Genomic DNA, 15,385 nt, shown 5'->3' with positions numbered 1-15,385 from the left:
GAACGCAGGCTCTCGAACAGGGGATTCGCTACAAGACGGAAGAAGTGGGCGCGCTGCCCTCGCTGCTCGTCGGCGACGGGCTTCGGCTGAACCAGATCGTTTACAATCTCGTTGGCAACGCTTTCAAGTTCACTCCTCGCGACGGCAGCGTCACGCTGCGCATAGAGGAGCTTCCCGCGCCGCCGGAAGAGGATGCTGCGCACGACGACGCGATCTGGCTGCGCTTCTCGGTGACCGATACGGGTTGCGGCATCAAGCCGGAGAACCGCGAGCGGATATTCTCGTCTTTCGAGCAGGGCGACGAGTCTTCATGCAGACGCGGAGGCACGGGTCTGGGCCTTGCCATCACGAAGCGGTTCACGGAGATGATGGGCGGTCGTATATCGTTGTCGAGCGAGGTGGGGAAGGGGTCGACCTTCACGGTGGACGTGCCGTTCGGACGAGCCTCGGGCGAAGGGGCCGCCACGTGCGACGATGCGTTCGCCGCGCGGTCCCGAACGCACGGCGACGGAGTTTCGTACGATTTCTCCGGCAGGCGCGTCATCGTCGCCGAAGACAACGAGCTCAACCGCGAGATAGCCACCGAGGTGCTGGCCATGGCGGGTGCCGAGGTCCTGGCGGCGTCCACGGGCGCCGAGGCCGTGCGCGCGTTCGAGCGCTCGCACCCGGGCTCCGTCGACCTGATCTTCATGGACATCCAGATGCCCGAGATGGACGGCTACGAGGCGACCCGCGTCATTCGCTCGCTCGACCGCGACGACGCGCGTTCGGTGCCCATCGTCGCGATGACGGCCAACGCGTTCGTCGAGGACGAGGAGCGCAGCCGCATGAGCGGAATGGATGGCCATCTGAGCAAACCCCTTGATATCCATCTCGTATATGCCACAATGGACAGGTTTTTGAGAGGGCGCTCGCGGGGAGGGGGCGCGTAGAGCGAAAGGACGCGCGCGGTGAAGAAGCTCGTTGCTCAGATCATGAAGTTCGGCGTGGTGGGCGTCATCGCTTTCGTCATCGACTACGGCTTACTTGCTCTGCTCACCGAGGCGTTCGGCGTGAACTACCTCGTCAGCGCCACCATTTCGTTCACGGCCTCGGTCGTGTTCAACTACGCGGCGTCGATGCGCTACGTGTTCACCCATAAGGAGGGCATGAGCCGCCGCCGCGAGTTCGCCATCTTCGTCGTGCTGTCGGTTATCGGCCTGGGCCTCAACAACGGCTGCATGTGGGCGGGCGTGGAGTTTCTGGGCATCCACTACCTCATCGTGAAGATCGGCGCCACGTTCATCGTCATGGTGTGGAACTTCGTGACGCGCAAGATCTTCCTCGACGCCGGCGATGCGCCCGGCGAGATCCTCTCGGACATCGAGTAGCCGTCTCGGCCGAAGCTGCCCCGAACGAGCGAAGCCTCCACCTGTCATCCTGCTCGCAGCGCGCCAGCGCGGAGCCGAAGGAACCCGCGCGGCGTTAGCCGGGGTGCTCCCTGCTGGTGTTAGCGCGGGATGACGGCGAAAAGGGCGTGACCGGGTAAAAACGAGGCGGTTTGGTAATCGGTTGCAACTCGCGACGGGATGCCGAAAAAATCGACCTGGGCTGATGTCGGGCTTCCGCTTCGGCGCGCCGGCGAATTGGGAAGCGGAAAGGTTTTGGGGTTACCAAACCGCCCCGTTTTCGCCATGGCGCGGCGATCTCGGCGTCATCGCCGTCTCAGCGTCGAATCAGACGATGCGCCGACAATAAAAAACGAGGCCGGGAACGGATTCCGGCCTCGTATCGTTTACCTGGTGCCCTTGACAGGATTCGAACCTGCGGCTTTCTGCTCCGGAGGCAGACGCTCTATCCCCTGAGCTACAAGGGCACGGTGGAGGAGATTATACGCTATCATGGACGAAACGGAAAAACAAAAACGAGATTTGGGCGTATTCATGGAAGAAACCATAACGATTGAGCGCATGGGCTACGGCAGCGAGGCGGTCGGCCGCCTGGAGAGCGGCAAGGCCGTGTTCGTGGAGGGCGGCGCGCCCGGCGACGTGGCCGCGCTGGAGATCGTCGAGGACAAGCCGACGTTCGCCCGCGCGCGCATCGCGCGGCTCGTCAAGCCCTCCGAGCTGCGCGTCCGCCCGCGCTGCGAGGCGGGCGCGGCCTGCGGAGGATGCCCCTGGCAGCACCTGTCCTATGACGCGCAGCTGGAGGCCAAGCGCGCCAACGTGGCGGCGGCGCTCGAGCGCACGGCGAAGTTCGGCCGCGAGCGCGCCGAGGAGCTGGTGCGCCCCTGTCTGCCGAGCAAGCGCCAGTGGGGCTACCGCAACAAGCTGGAGCTGGGCGCGGCCATGGACGAGCGCGGCACGTTCCAACTGGGGTTCCACCGCGAGGGCGCGCACGACATCGCCTCGCCGGGCGCCTGCCCCCTCGCTCACGACGCCATCGCCAAGGCGCCCAAGGCGCTGCGCGGCGCGCTGCGCTTCGCGCAAGGGTCGGCCGACCTCGGCATCTTCCGCGTGGGCGTGCGCCACAGCCTGCACACGGGCGATCTGGAAGTAGCCCTGTGGACGAGTCCCGGCTCCTTCCCGCGCGGACACATCGCCAAAACCGTCAAGAGCGCCGTCAAGGCCACCAGCATCGTGCGCGTCATGGCCGACCCCGGCAAGGCCCGCAAGATCAAGGGCGTCGAGACGCTCGACGGCAAGGGATGCTGGGAGGAACAGCTGGGCGACGCCCGCTACCTGGCCAGCGCGCCGTCGTTCTTCCAGGTGAACACCGCGCAGGCCGAGAAGCTGATCGCCTGCGTGATCGAGGGCTTGGGCGGACGCATGGGCGAGGACGGGCCCGAAGGGCTCGACGACCTGCTGATCGCCGACCTGTACGCTGGCGGCGGCACGTTCTCGGTGCCGCTCGCGCAGGCGGGCGCCGAGGTGTTGGCCGTGGAGGCCGCGGGCTCGTCGGTGCGCGACTTGCGCCGCAACGCCGACATGAACCGCGTGGATCTCGAGGTGATCGGCGGCGACGCGGCGCGCGAGCTTCCGGAGCTGGGCGGCCTCGACGCGCTGGTGGTGGATCCGCCTCGCGCGGGCCTGGCCGACGGCGTGGTGGAGAGCATCGCCGCCGCCGCGCCGGAACGCGTGGCCTACGTCAGCTGCAACCCCGCCACCTGGGCGCGCGATGTCGCGCGCTTCGAGAGCCAAGGGTATCGCCTGACTAGCGTCCAGCCCGTCGACATGTTCCCGCAAACCTACCATGTCGAGGTGGTCAGCGTCTTCGAACGCCTCTAGCCCCGCTGTCGCCCCCGACTCGTCCCTGAACGCACGAACCGCTCGCGAAAGGAAAGCCCATGATCCTGTCTGACAAGACCATAGAGAAGCTCCTCGCCGAAGGAAGCCTTGCCATCGAGCCCCTCGAGCCGGAGCAGATCCAGCCCGCCAGCGTGGACATCCGCCTGGGCGACACGTTCGGCATCGTCGAGGACACGCCGAGCGGCATCGTGGGGCTGGAGGACGAGATCGCCTACAAGACGATCCGCACCGACCGCTACATCCTGCTGCCGGGCCAGTTCGTGCTGGCAACCACCATGGAGTACGTGCGCCTGGGCGCCGACCTCACCGCCTTCGTGGAAGGGCGCAGCTCGCTGGGGCGCATGGGGCTGTTCGTGCAGAACGCCGGTTGGGTGGATCCGGGCTTCGAAGGCGAGATCACGCTGGAGCTGTTCAACGCGAACCGCTGCGCGCTGGAGCTGCGCTCGGGCAGGCGCGTGGGGCAGCTGGTGTTCGCCCAGCTGGACGAGGCGGCGAAGAACCCCTACGCCGGCAAGTACCAGGGCCAGCGCGGCGCTACGGGCTCGCGCGTGTACCTCGATCCGGAGGCAGCGCGCTAGCGCAGGCGCGCCCTGTCGATCTCCGCGCGCATCGGCGGTTGCCGTGCCGATCCGCCCCCGTTTCCGCAGCGCTTCTGCTCGCCGTGGATGTTCTACGATTTTTCCGGTCTGGCGGACTTGACCTGCTAAACTTCAACCTTGTATGCGATACTTTCGCCCCGTTTCGCGTGGGCGCATGATAGCAAGCAAACGAAAAGGAGCCGACCCATGGCGCAGTACACTCCGGAATACCAGCCGACCGGCGACGAGGTCGCCGTCATCACCACGTCGAAGGGCACCGTCCGCGTGCAGCTGGCGGGCAAGGACGCCCCCATCCACGTGGGCAACTTCGTCGAGCTGGCGCGCAAGGGCTTCTACGACGGCCTGAAGTTCCACCGCCACGTTCCCGGCTTCGTGATCCAAGGCGGCTGCCCGAACACGCGCGACCTCACGCCCGAAGAGGTCGTCAAGAAGGCCGGCAACCCGTTCGCGGGCCTCGGCACGGGCGGCCCGGGCTATTCCATCAAGGAGGAGTTCTCCACGAACCCCAACAACAAGCACCTCGACGGCTCGCTGGCCATGGCGCGCTCCCAGGATCCCAACTCCGCCGGCTCGCAGTTCTACCTGTGCCTGGGCGCCCAGCCCATGCTGGACTCGGGCTACACGGTGTTCGGCCAGACGATCGACGGCATGGACGTCATCGGCCAGCTGCGCGTAGGCGACGTGATCGAGAGCGTCGAGATCGAGAACGCCGCCGAATAGCGATCCGAGACGCCGAGGCGATTCCGCGAAGATACGAAGGAAGCAGATGAACAACGACTTATTCCAGCAAGCCCGGGCGGCGTACGCGCGCAAGGACTTCCAAGGCGCCCTGGCTGCCTACACGCAGTGCTTGCAGGATGCGGGCAGCTCGCTTGCACCCGGCGAGGTGGGGCTGCTGTACCACCAGATCGGCAACTGCCTGGTCAAGCTCAAGAACCCGAACGAGGCCATCCACGCCTACACGCAGGCGACCGCCGATGCGGCCTACGACGCGTGCGGCGCGGTGAACTACAACCTCGGCATGGCCTACGCCTCGCTGCATGATTACGAGGACGCCGTCAAGCACTTCGAGATCGCCGTGTCCGACGCCAAGTACGATGCGTCCTACAAGGCCTACTCGGGCATGGGCAACGCGCTGTTGAAGCTGGGCAAGTCGGCCGAGGCCGGCGTGGCGTTTCGCGAGGCCGCGCTCGACGAGGCCAACCCCGATCCCACGAAGGCGCTGCTCAACCTCGGCGTGTGCTTCATGGCGCTCGACCGTCCGGCCGACGCCGTGGCCTCCTATGAAAGCGCGCTGCAGTTCGACATGCAGCCCGACACGCGCAACAAGCTGTACGCGAACCTCGGCCAGGCCTACGTGGCCAGCGGCCAGATGCAGAAGGCCGTGAACGCCTTCGACGAGTCCATCGCCGACAAGACGTACTTCCTCAGCGACTCGGCCAGCGTCGACTACCAGCGCGCAATCGCCGCGGTCGCCCAGGGCACGTCCGAGATCACTCAGGTGATGGCTCCGGTGGCGCCCGTTGCCGACATGTCGGGGCTCGACGTGGCCGCCGACGGCACGGCCGTGTACGTGGATCAGGATCCGTACGCGGCGGGCGGCCAGGAACCGTACTACTACGCCGATCCGTACGCCCAGGCCGAGACGAACCCCTACGGCGCCCCGGGCGCGGAGGATCATTTCTTCAACGCCAGCGACGAAGAGCTGGAGCAGTGGTCGAAGGGTCTCGCCAAGCAGGATCGCAAGCGCCGCAACGTGGGTCTCAAGATCCTCGTCACCATCATCCTGATCGTGCTGGTCGCTTTCGGCGCCGCCGTGTTCCTGTACACGCAGGGCTGGGGCTATCCGTCGCAGGACCAGGTGGTCGAGCAGCTGTTCTCGGATCCGAAAGCGGCCTTCGCCAGCGAGGTGACCGAGGAGAACGCCGCGTCCATGACCGAGCTCCTCTCGACGGTGGGCAGCCCTGCGATCGACGGCATGGACAAGTCCATGAGCGATTCCACCGTGTACGTGACGGCTAAGACGCCCGAAGGCGGCGACGTGCAGTACAAGGTATCCCTCGTGCGCAACATGATCGGGTGGAAGGTGTCGAACGTGGAGCTGTACTTCCCGAGCCAGAACTGACAAAAGCGGCATACGCCGTTTTTGTCATCCTGAGCGGAGCGACCGAAGGAAGCGAAGTCGAAGGATCCCGTGCGGCGCAAGCCGGAAGCCGTCGGTCGGCGCCATAGGGGATCCTTCGACTGCGGCGGCTTCGCCGCCTCCGCTCAGGATGACACCCTCGTATAAAGAGAGAGAAAGGGCACTACAACATGGCACAGCAGAAGACCTACACGATGATCAAGCCCGACGGCGTGCGCAACGGCCACATCGGCGAGATCGTCAACCGCTTCGAGCGCGCGGGCCTCAAGATCGAGCGCATGGAGCTGGGCATGGTGACCGACGAGCAGGCGAAGGCCAACTACGCCGAGCATGAGGGCCAGCCGTTCTACGACGGCCTCATTTCCTACATCCCCAGCGGCCCGGTCGTGAAGATGGTCGTGTCCGGCGACGGCGCGGTGGCCAAGTGCCGCTCCCTTATGGGCGCCACTAATCCGGCAGAAGCTGCCCCCGGCACGATTCGCGGCGATTTCGGCCTCATCATGGACGAGAATGTCATCCATGGCTCCGATTCCCCGGAATCCGCCGAGCGCGAGATCGGCATCTTCTTCGCGTAAAGCACGTTCCGAGCGCGCCGCCGCGTACGAGCCTTTCGCTCGAGCGACGGCGCGCTTTTTGTTTTTCGGAGCTTCGCGCACCGAAGGTTGCGCGGGATACCAGACGAGAAAAGGACGTGAGCATGCTCTATCGAGTCATCGACGCTGCTGAACTTCCCTCGCTCGTGTCGGCGTTCATGGAAACCTACGAAGTGGTGGCTCCGGTCAAGCGCGACCAGGGCTACGCCTTCGAGACCATCGAATCGCCCGACGACATCGAGCTTGCCTATCCTACCACCATGGCTTCGCCGAAGAAGTACTTCCTGCCGCCCGAGGAGACGCTCATGTCCTTCGACGCGCGCACGAACAGCGTGACCGACTTCGCCGCCGAGATCACGCCGCGCGTCATCTTCGGCGCGCATGCCTGCGACATCAACGCGGTGAACCGGCTCGACCTCGTGTTCAAGGACGGCCGCTATCCCGACCCCTACTACGTCGCCCGGCGCAACGCCACGCTCATCGTGGGGATCAGCTGCATGCCCTCCGAGACGTGCTTCTGCCATTTGTGGGGCTCCGACGAGGCGCGTTTCGGCTACGACCTGTTTTTGCAGGATATCGGCGGAAAGTACCTGGTCAGCATATCCAGCGTCGAGGCGGCGAACATCCTCGAGGCGGCGTGCAACCCGCGCGTGGCCACCGACGAGGACCGTATCGAGTTCCGCCACGCCACGCGTCGGCGCCAGGAGGCGTTCAACGACGCTATTCCCGACATCCAGGACGTGGCCATGCTCATGGACGCGTTCCATAAGGACCCGTTCTGGGAGGAGCTGGGCGGACGCTGCCTGTCGTGCACGGCGTGCTCGGCGGTGTGCCCCACGTGCTTCTGCTTCGACATCCAGGACACGTTCGATCCCTCCGGCGAGGCGGGTCGGCGCGAGCGCGTGTGGGACGCGTGCACTGCGCCGCAGTTCGCGCAGGTGGCCGGCGGCCACAACTTCCGCGGCGACGGGCGCAACCGCGTGCGGCATCGCATGTACCACAAGCTCAACGGGTTCCTCGCGAACCATGACCGCATGCTGTGCGTGGGGTGCGGTCGCTGCGTGAAGGCGTGCAAGGCGAACATCAACCCCATCGAGGTGCTCGAGTTCTTCGAGAGGAAGGGGATGCAAGATGCCCAGTAGCTGCGCGGTGTCCACCGTCCAGGTCAAACCGTTCTTCGACGAGGCGGCTCCCCTGTCGGGCGAGCAGATGATGGCGGCGAACCCGTATCGGCCTTGGCCGGCGCGGATCACGTCCATCATCGACCTCACCGAGACGGAGAAGCTGTTCGAGTTCCGCCTTATCGACGAGCGCATCCGCGATGCGTTCTCGCACGAGCCGGGCCAGTTCGTCGAGGTGTCCATCTTCGGGGTGGGCGAGGCGCCTATCTCCATATCCAGCTCGCCGTCCAAGCGCGGCTTCATCGAGCTGTGCGTGCGTCGCACCGGCCACTTCACCGAGGTGCTGCACAAGATGCAGTGCGGCGACATCGTGGGCCTGCGCGGCCCGTTCGGCCGAGGCTTCCCGTTCGAGGACATGAAGGGGCACGACATCCTGCTGGTGGCGGGCGGCCTCGGCATCGCTCCTCTGCGCTCGCTCATCAACAACATCCACGACGAGCGTTCCGAGTTCGGCAAGGTCACCATCATCTACGGTTCGAAGAACCCCTCCGAGGTGATGTTCCGCCAGCAGTTCGAGATGTGGCGCCATCGCAAGGACTTCGACCTGTACCTGACGGTGGATCATCCCGACGACACGTGGGACGGCGAGGTCGGCCTGGTCACAAAGCCTTTCGAGCATTTGGAGATCGATGCCGCCAACACGTTCGGCGCCCTGTGCGGGCCGCCGGTGATGTATAGGTTCGCCATCGACGAGATGCGGAAGAAGGGCATCAGCTACGACCATATCTACGTGAGCTTCGAGCGCCATATGAAGTGCGGCATGGGCAAGTGCGGCCACTGCCAGATCGGGCATCAGTACGTGTGCATCGACGGGCCCGTGTTCAACTATTGGGAAGCCAAGAACATCCAGGGGTCGATGTAGGATGGAGAAGCGCGACATGAACGGAAACTGCATAGCCTGCCAGGAGAAGCCGTCCGCGCCGCGCGTGGTGGTCGTGGGCCTGGCCAGCTGCTTCGGCTGCCAACTGCAGATCACGAACGCCGAGGCGCACCTGCTGGACGTGCTCGGTCAGATCGATCTGCGCTATTGGCAGCTGGCCTCGAGCGATCCCATGCCCGAGGACTTCGACGTGGCCATCATCGAGGGCGCCGTCACCACCGAGGAATCCGAAGCGACGGTGCGCAGCCTGCGCGAGAAGGCGGGCGCGATCATCGCCGTGGGCGCGTGCGCCACGACGGCCGGCATTCCCGGCATGGCCGCAGAGGGGTTCCTCGAGCGTCCTGGGCAGGTGTACGATCGGGTGCCGTCGGCCTGCGGCGACATGGTGGCGCCGCGCGCGGTGGGCGCCGTCATCGACGTGGACTTCGAGGTGCGTGCGTGCCCCATCGACAGCTACGACTTCATCGACGTGCTGCAGCGCGCGCTGTACGGCTCGAACAAGACGTATCCCTCGCGCACGATGTGCGGCGACTGCAAGCGCAACGAGACGAGCTGCTTCTTCGGAAAGGGGCAGCTGTGCCTGGGGCTCGTGACCACGGCCGGGTGCGGCGCGAAGTGCGTTAACCTGGGCCGTCCGTGCAACGGGTGCAGGGGGCTGTCGCCCGACGCGAACCTGGCGTCGGCGCGCGAGGCGGTGGCGCGCTACGGCGTGTCGGTCGCCGACTTCGACCAGGCGCTCGAGATGTTCAACCAGACGAACCCCGCCCTTGCGGGCAGCGAGTGAGGACGCATTCTATGACGAAAACAGCGATTCACGTCGATCATATCGCCCGCGTCGAGGGCCACGGCAACGTGCACGTGGTCATCGAGGACGGGGAAGTGAAAACCGTCGAGATGAACGTCGTCGAGCCGGCCCGCCTGTTCGAGAGCATGGTGCGCGGCCGCCGCTTCGAGGAGATCCCCTACATCTCTTCGCGCATCTGCGGCATCTGCTCGTCGAGCCACGTGGTGACCGACCTCAAGGCCATCGAGCGCGTGTTCGGCGTGGAGGTGACCGACCGCACGCGCGCCCTGCGCGAGCTTCTGGTGTACGGCTCCTATTTACAGAACCATGCGTCGCATCTGTTCGTGTTCGCCGCACCCGACTTCCTCGGCATGCCCAGCGTGTTCCCGCTGGCTCAGACCGATCCCGAGCTGTTCGAGCAGGCGCTGGGCCTCAAAGCGCTGGGCAACGAGCTGTGCACGAAGGTGGGAGGTCGCAGCATCCATCCTATCACCGCCGTGGTGGGGGGCTTCACGCACGAGATAGAGCCGGCCGAGTATCTGGAGCTGGCAGACAAGATGGATGCGGCGATGGACTTCGCCCTTGAGGCGGTGGATCTGTTCCGCGGCTTCGAGGTGCCCGACATCGCTACGGCCGGCGACATGCTGGCCATGGTGGAGGACGACTATTACCCGGTGGAATGCTCCGACCAAGCGTTTTTCCTGAACGCGGGCATCGTCTTCGATGCGAACGAGGTGCAGGAGCATATCGAGGAGCATGCGGTGCCGCATTCGGCGGCTCTGTTGGCGCGCGTGCGCGAGACGCAGAGCCCGTACTTCACCGGCGCGCTGGCCCGCGTCAACGCATCGTGGCAGAACCTGGGGCAGAACGCGAAGGTGGCCGCCGCGAAGGCGGGCTTGCGCCCGCCTGAGGCGAACCCGTTCATGAACAACGTGGCCCAGGCCGTGGAGATCGTGGATGCGCTCGACCGCTGCGCCGACCTGTGCCGCAAGCTTGCCGAGCCGGGCGCCATCGCCAGCTCCAGCCTGCCCGTGCCCTTCGAGGTGAAGGCGGGGCGCGCCGTGGGCTTCACCGAGGCTCCGCGCGGCGCGCTGTTCCACGACCTCACGCTGGATGCCGAGGGACGCGTGACGCATGCGTCCATTCTCACGCCTACGGCGCAGAACGTGGCGAACCTGGAAGCCGACATGCGCCTTTTGGCCGAGAAGCTGGTGGCCGACGGGGCTGCGGAAGACGTCGTGCGCCTCGAGATCGAGAAGCTCGTGCGAGCCTACGATCCCTGCCTCAGCTGCAGCGTGCACTAAACCGAGACAAAGGGACGTGTTAACGTCTCATTCCCTTATGATGGAAAGGCTGGGATCCGTTACGGGTTCCAGCTTTTTTTGGTCTGAGACGAGGGTGAGACAGAGGGGCGGTGAGGCGGAGGCGCGGGTGTGCCCCTCGTGGATTTTCATCATCGCGTCAACGCCTGTGCTAGAATTCGGTTTCACCTGGAATCGAGATTCAAGGGGTTTCCTGTATGTCCTTTTTAGACATGTTCTCGGGTCTGACTGGCCAGATGTCCACGGATATGGCCATCGACCTCGGAACTGCAAATACACTGGTCGCCATCCCGGGCGAGGGCATCGTTGTCAACGAGCCCTCGGTTGTCGCCATCGAGAAGGCGACCCATCGCGTGCTCGCAGTGGGCCACGAAGCCAAGAACATGATCAACCATACGCCCGAGGCGTTCTCGGCCGAGCATCCCCTGCACGACGGCGTAGTGGCCGACTACGACGTGACCGAGGCCATGATCTCGGCGTTCATCAGCAAAGCGGCGCCGCGCAAGTATCCCTGGCAGGCCAAGCCTCGCATCGTCATCTGCATCCCGTGCGGCGCAACCTCGGTGGAGAAGCGCGCGGTGTTCGAGGCTGCCGTTCAGGCCGGCGCTCGTCAGGCGTACCTCATCGAGGAGCCCATGGCTGCGGCCATGGGCGCCGACCTGCCCGTCACCGAGCCGACGGGCTCGATGGTCGTGGATATCGGCGGCGGCACCACGGAAGTGGCCGTCATCTCGCTCGGCGGCATCGTCACCTCCTCGTCGCTGCGCCTGGCCGGCAACCGCATGGACGAGGCCATCGCCATGCACCTGCGCGACCTGCTGGGCATCAAGATCGGCGAGCGAACAGCCGAGATCATCAAGATCAAGATCGGCTCCATCCTGCCGTTCGAGGACGGTCGCGAGCGCGACATGATTATCTCGGGCCAGGATGTGATCACCGAGCAGCCGAAGGAGGTCACCATCCAATCCGAGGACGTGCGCTCCGCGCTCGTGCAGCCTTGTGAGGAGATGGTCGTGCATATCAAGGAGACGTTCAAGAAAACGAACCCCGATCTCGCCTCCGACATCATTCAGAACGGCATCCTGCTGACGGGCGGCGGCGGCCTCTTGTCCGGTCTCGACCGCTATCTCACCGACAAGCTGGAGATTCCCGTGTGGACGAGCGAGACGGCGCTCACGAACGTGGTTATGGGCTGCCTCAAGGTGCTCGAGACGCCTACGGCGCTCAAGCAGACGCTCATGCGCTCGAAATAGGGTTGAGCCGGCTTATCGATGACGCTTAATTTCCAACAGAGAAGCTCGGTGTTTCTGCGCCGAGTTCTGCTCGTCGCATTTCTCGTAGCCTCGCTTGCGCTGGTCACGTTGTACTCGCGCGAAGGCCAGGACGGCCCGCTGCACGCGGTCCAGAGCGGCGTGTCCGGCGCAGTTGCGCCTTTGAAGTTCGTCGGCGCGGCTGCAAGCGCGGGCGTGAACGATGCCGCCGAGGGTTTCGGCAACCTCACGGCCGACGAGAGCACGCTCTCGGGTCTGCGCGAGAGCAACGCCGAGCTGCGCGAGCTGCTGAGCCAGGCCGATGAGTACAAGCAGGAGGCTCAACGTCTCCAGAAACTGCTCGAGCTCAAGGACCTCTACGAGATCGACGGTGTGGGAGCGCGCGTCATCGGCAATCCCGACCAGGCGTGGAGCCAGGCGGTCACCATCGATAAGGGCACGGCCGACGGGGTGGAGACCGGCCTTACGGTCATGGGCACTTCCGGCGTTGTCGGCCAGGTGTACAGCGCGGGCGAGCATACCGCCGAGGTGCGCCTGCTCACCGACCCCGATTCCGGCGCCGCGGCGCGCGTGGAGTCGAGCCGTGCGGAGGGCGTCGTGCGCGGGTCTCTCGAAGGCCTGCTGTATTTGGAAAACCTCGATGCCGACGCGGTGGTCAATCCTGGCGACGTGGTGGTCACGTCGGGTCTGGGCGGCAGCTACGCGCCCGGCCTCATCATCGGCACCGTCGTGAAGGTGGATACCCGCCAGGGCGAGTCCACGAGGCGCGTGATCGTATCGCCGAACGACACGACGGGCGCCCTCGAAGAAGTGCTTGTGGTGTTCGGCGTGGGCGCCGTAGGCGAGGCCGACGGTAACGAAGGAGGCGATGCATCGTGAACCTGGGACGCGAAGGCGTCGTCATCGCCGTAGGCGCGGTCGTCGCCTTGCTGCTGCAAATCGTCGTAGCCCCCAACATTGCGCTGTTCTCGGCGCAGCCGAACTTCCTTCTGGCCTACGTGCTGGTAGTCGCTATCGCGCGCCCGCTCGACGCCGGCCCCGTGCTGCCGTTTGCGCTGGGGCTCGTCTGCGACCTTTTGGGCTCGGGCCCCGTCGGCGGCTACGCGTTCTTGTTCGTCATCGTGTCGTTCATCGCATCGCGCGCGTTCTCGGTGCTCGACAACGACACGCTGTTCATGCCGGTGACCATTTTCGTCGTCGCGACGTTCGCCGCCGAGATGCTGTACGGCGCGCTGCTCATCGGGCTGGGCCTGTCGGCAAGCCCCGTTGACGCGTTCCTGTACCGTGCGCTGCCGTGCACGCTGTACGACTGCGTCGTGGGTCTCGTGCTGTATCCGATCATCGCGCGTCTGCTTGCCAGCGGCGCTCAGGACCGCGGACCGCGCACGCCCCGGCTGCGATAGGGGGCGTTTGCCGTGATCGCCGCCATCATCGCCGCCGTCGCCACGCTGGTCGTGGCCGTCATCGTGGTATCCGTCGTGTTCGTCGTGCGCAACAACGCGAAGTCGTCGAACGTGAGCGTGAAGAAGGACGTTCGCTCAATCAGCTCGGTGGGCGTGAAATCGAGCCTCGGAAACGCGGGCGGTCGCGTCAACGGATCCATGCAGGCGCACCCGGGCTCGGCGCAGCGTCCGGCGTCCAACCCGGCCGACAACCTCAAGTCGCGGTTCGTCGCCATGGGCGTGCTGGCGGCGGGCATCTTCGGCACGCTGACGGCGAAGCTGTGGACCATGCAGGTGCTGTCGTCCGAGGCGTATCGCAGCAAAGCGGACGACAACCAGTACGCCACCGTCTCCACGCCCGCGCCGCGCGGCTACATCTGCGACGTCAACGGCGTTCCGCTCGTGAAGAACCGCGTGTCGCTGACCGTGGTGGCCGATGCGGAGGTGGCCAACGACCGCGACGTGGTGCAGCGCCTGTCCGCGGTGCTCGGAGTGCCGTACAACGTGGTGCGCCAGCGCATCCAGGATGCGACGGCCGGCGCGCAGAGCCAGCGCGTCGTGGCGAGCGACGTGCGGCTTCGCGACGTCGCCTTCATCACCGAGCACTCCGACGCGTTCCCTAAGGTCAAGATCGAGGAGCGCTACGTGCGCGACTACCCCTACGGCGCGCTCGCCGCGCACGTGGTGGGGTACACGGGCCCCGTCACCGAAGAGGGTCTGAAAACCGTCGGCGAAGGCCGCGAGGTGGAGCTGGGCGACGACATGGGCGCGTCGGGCATCGAGCTGCAGTACGATCATCTGCTGGCGGGCGAACACGGCAAGCGCAAGGTGGTCGCCAACGCCGACGGCAACGTTGTGCGCGTGGTGAGCGAGACGCAGCCAACCAAGGGCTCGGACGTGCACCTCGCCATCAAGGGGCCGGTTCAGTACGTGGCCGACCGCGAGCTGGCCGCGCTCATCGCCCCTGAGAACGGGACTATCGGCACGGGCAGCGGCGTGGCGGGCTCGGTGGTGGTCATGGACCTTCGCGACGGAGGCATCGTGGCCATGGCGAACTACCCTCTGTTCGACCCGGTCGAATTCATCGGCGCCGTGTCGAGCGACGTGTACGACGTGTACAATTCCAACGAAGCTCAGAAGCCCCTGCTCAATCGTGCGATCTCGGGCACGTATCCCGCCGCCTCGACGTACAAGACGTTCACGGGCCTCGCGGCGCTGGCCAACGGCTTCGCCGACATGAAGCGCACGTGGACGTGCAACGGCTCGTGGGACGGCTGGGGCACGGGTCAGGAGCAGATGTGCTGGAAGCACTCGGGCCACGGCACGCTCGACCTCCGCGGCGGCATCGTGCAGTCGTGCGACGTCGTGTTCTACCAGATCGCCCATGACTTCTTCGAGGCGGCTCGGGACGGTCAGGTCAGCCAGACCGCCCTTCAGGACTACCTCGCGAAGTTCCACTTCGACCGCTACACCGGCATCGATCTCGGTGGCGAATCGGTGGGCGTCATTCCCACGCCGGAATGGAAACTGGAGCATTTCCGCAACACGCCCGAAGAGGCGGTGTGGAAGGGCGGCGACATGACGAACATGATCATCGGCCAGGGTTACGTTCTCGTCACGCCCTTGCAGGTGGCCGTCGCCTACGGCGCCGTCGCCACCGGCAAGCTGCTGAAGCCCCACTTGCTCAAGGAGGTTCGCAACGCCAGCGGCGACGTGGCCGCCTCGGTCAAGGTGGAGACCGCGGGGGAGCTGGACGTTCCCGAAGCCGACCTCGCGTTCATGCGCGACGCCCTCAACGGCGTGGCGACCGACAACGCCGACGTGTCGAAGCTGCTCAACGAGCAGGGCATCGATCCCGCTACGGTGGCGTGCAAGACGGGCAC

General features: G+C 65.5%; 15 protein-coding genes and 1 tRNA gene. 15 read left to right on the top strand and 1 reads right to left on the bottom strand.

Going from position 1 to position 15,385, the window contains the following annotated elements; translation table 11 throughout:
* A partial coding sequence (locus ACMO6A_RS02955) for an ATP-binding protein (protein ID WP_418470755.1) occupies nt 1–932 on the top strand: 932 nt, incomplete at its 5' end.
* An 18-nt stretch (nt 933–950) separates the two neighbouring features.
* Nucleotides 951–1,370 carry a GtrA family protein gene (locus tag ACMO6A_RS02950; RefSeq protein WP_009304626.1) on the top strand — a complete coding sequence of 140 codons (420 nt, stop codon included), beginning with the start codon at nt 951–953 and terminating at the stop codon, nt 1,368–1,370.
* A 409-nt stretch (nt 1,371–1,779) separates the two neighbouring features.
* Here the strand turns inward: ACMO6A_RS02950 and ACMO6A_RS02945 are convergent.
* Nucleotides 1,780–1,855: transfer RNA gene (locus ACMO6A_RS02945), tRNA-Arg, on the bottom strand.
* A 25-nt stretch (nt 1,856–1,880) separates the two neighbouring features.
* Here ACMO6A_RS02945 and rlmD point away from each other — a divergent pair.
* The 13 genes from rlmD to ACMO6A_RS02880 form a co-directional block, all read left to right on the top strand.
* Nucleotides 1,881–3,266 (top strand): 23S rRNA (uracil(1939)-C(5))-methyltransferase RlmD, encoded by a 1,386-nt coding sequence (gene rlmD, locus ACMO6A_RS02940; protein ID WP_009304625.1) that lies wholly within the window; start codon nt 1,881–1,883, stop codon nt 3,264–3,266.
* Between the two features lie 59 nt (nt 3,267–3,325).
* Nucleotides 3,326–3,865, top strand: coding sequence for a dCTP deaminase (gene dcd / locus ACMO6A_RS02935; protein WP_009304624.1), 540 nt, complete (start codon nt 3,326–3,328; stop codon nt 3,863–3,865).
* Nucleotides 3,866–4,072: 207 nt separating this feature from the next.
* The gene (locus tag ACMO6A_RS02930; protein ID WP_009304623.1) at nt 4,073–4,606 is read left to right on the top strand and encodes a peptidylprolyl isomerase; all 534 of its coding nucleotides are present in this window, start codon (nt 4,073–4,075) and stop codon (nt 4,604–4,606) included.
* 46 nt (nt 4,607–4,652) lie between these two features.
* Nucleotides 4,653–6,011: a tetratricopeptide repeat protein gene (locus ACMO6A_RS02925; RefSeq protein WP_009608342.1), complete on the top strand. Its 1,359-nt coding sequence runs from the start codon at nt 4,653–4,655 to the stop codon at nt 6,009–6,011.
* A gap of 188 nt (nt 6,012–6,199) precedes the next feature.
* Nucleotides 6,200–6,604 (top strand): nucleoside-diphosphate kinase, encoded by a 405-nt coding sequence (gene ndk, locus ACMO6A_RS02920; protein WP_418470754.1) that lies wholly within the window; start codon nt 6,200–6,202, stop codon nt 6,602–6,604.
* A gap of 122 nt (nt 6,605–6,726) precedes the next feature.
* Nucleotides 6,727–7,764 carry a 4Fe-4S dicluster domain-containing protein gene (locus ACMO6A_RS02915; RefSeq protein ID WP_009304620.1) on the top strand — a complete coding sequence of 346 codons (1,038 nt, stop codon included), beginning with the start codon at nt 6,727–6,729 and terminating at the stop codon, nt 7,762–7,764.
* Entirely contained in the window at nt 7,754–8,665 is a 912-nt protein-coding gene (locus tag ACMO6A_RS02910) for an FAD/NAD(P)-binding protein (protein ID WP_009304619.1), read from the top strand. The genes ACMO6A_RS02915 and ACMO6A_RS02910 overlap by 11 nt, the downstream gene beginning before the upstream one ends.
* A 16-nt stretch (nt 8,666–8,681) precedes the next feature.
* Complete coding sequence (locus ACMO6A_RS02905; protein WP_015760488.1) at nt 8,682–9,467, top strand: NADH ubiquinone oxidoreductase; 786 nt, start codon at nt 8,682–8,684, stop codon at nt 9,465–9,467.
* An 11-nt stretch (nt 9,468–9,478) separates the two neighbouring features.
* On the top strand, nt 9,479–10,771 hold the full coding sequence (locus ACMO6A_RS02900; protein WP_015760489.1) for a Ni/Fe hydrogenase subunit alpha: 1,293 nt from the start codon (nt 9,479–9,481) through the stop codon (nt 10,769–10,771).
* 215 nt (nt 10,772–10,986) lie between these two features.
* Nucleotides 10,987–12,042 carry a rod shape-determining protein gene (locus tag ACMO6A_RS02895; RefSeq protein WP_009304616.1) on the top strand — a complete coding sequence of 352 codons (1,056 nt, stop codon included), beginning with the start codon at nt 10,987–10,989 and terminating at the stop codon, nt 12,040–12,042.
* Nucleotides 12,043–12,060: 18 nt separating this feature from the next.
* Entirely contained in the window at nt 12,061–12,939 is an 879-nt protein-coding gene (gene mreC / locus ACMO6A_RS02890; RefSeq protein WP_009304615.1) for a rod shape-determining protein MreC, read from the top strand.
* Complete coding sequence (gene mreD, locus ACMO6A_RS02885) at nt 12,936–13,463, top strand: rod shape-determining protein MreD (protein WP_009304614.1); 528 nt, start codon at nt 12,936–12,938, stop codon at nt 13,461–13,463. The genes mreC and mreD overlap by 4 nt, the downstream gene beginning before the upstream one ends.
* Before the next feature lie 12 nt (nt 13,464–13,475).
* Nucleotides 13,476–15,385: penicillin-binding transpeptidase domain-containing protein (locus ACMO6A_RS02880; protein ID WP_418470753.1), on the top strand; the 1,910-nt coding region annotated here is incomplete at its 3' end.

This window comes from Eggerthella sp. (assembly GCF_048329335.1).
In the GTDB taxonomy this organism is placed as follows: domain Bacteria; phylum Actinomycetota; class Coriobacteriia; order Coriobacteriales; family Eggerthellaceae; genus Eggerthella; species Eggerthella lenta.
The sequence above is the reverse complement of the archived record's forward strand: the minus strand, read 5'-3'. Positions and strand labels throughout refer to the sequence as shown.

Coding starts and splice junctions, on each gene's coding strand:
- ACMO6A_RS02930 (WP_009304623.1), top strand. CDS start 4,073: ATGGCGCAGTACACTCCGGAATACCAGCCGACCGGCGACGAGGTCGCC.
- ACMO6A_RS02925 (WP_009608342.1), top strand. CDS start 4,653: ATGAACAACGACTTATTCCAGCAAGCCCGGGCGGCGTACGCGCGCAAG.
- ACMO6A_RS02905 (WP_015760488.1), top strand. CDS start 8,682: ATGAACGGAAACTGCATAGCCTGCCAGGAGAAGCCGTCCGCGCCGCGC.
- ACMO6A_RS02915 (WP_009304620.1), top strand. CDS start 6,727: ATGCTCTATCGAGTCATCGACGCTGCTGAACTTCCCTCGCTCGTGTCG.
- ACMO6A_RS02895 (WP_009304616.1), top strand. CDS start 10,987: ATGTCCTTTTTAGACATGTTCTCGGGTCTGACTGGCCAGATGTCCACG.
- rlmD (WP_009304625.1), top strand. CDS start 1,881: ATGGACGAAACGGAAAAACAAAAACGAGATTTGGGCGTATTCATGGAA.
- dcd (WP_009304624.1), top strand. CDS start 3,326: ATGATCCTGTCTGACAAGACCATAGAGAAGCTCCTCGCCGAAGGAAGC.
- mreC (WP_009304615.1), top strand. CDS start 12,061: ATGACGCTTAATTTCCAACAGAGAAGCTCGGTGTTTCTGCGCCGAGTT.
- ACMO6A_RS02900 (WP_015760489.1), top strand. CDS start 9,479: ATGACGAAAACAGCGATTCACGTCGATCATATCGCCCGCGTCGAGGGC.
- ndk (WP_418470754.1), top strand. CDS start 6,200: ATGGCACAGCAGAAGACCTACACGATGATCAAGCCCGACGGCGTGCGC.
- ACMO6A_RS02910 (WP_009304619.1), top strand. CDS start 7,754: ATGCCCAGTAGCTGCGCGGTGTCCACCGTCCAGGTCAAACCGTTCTTC.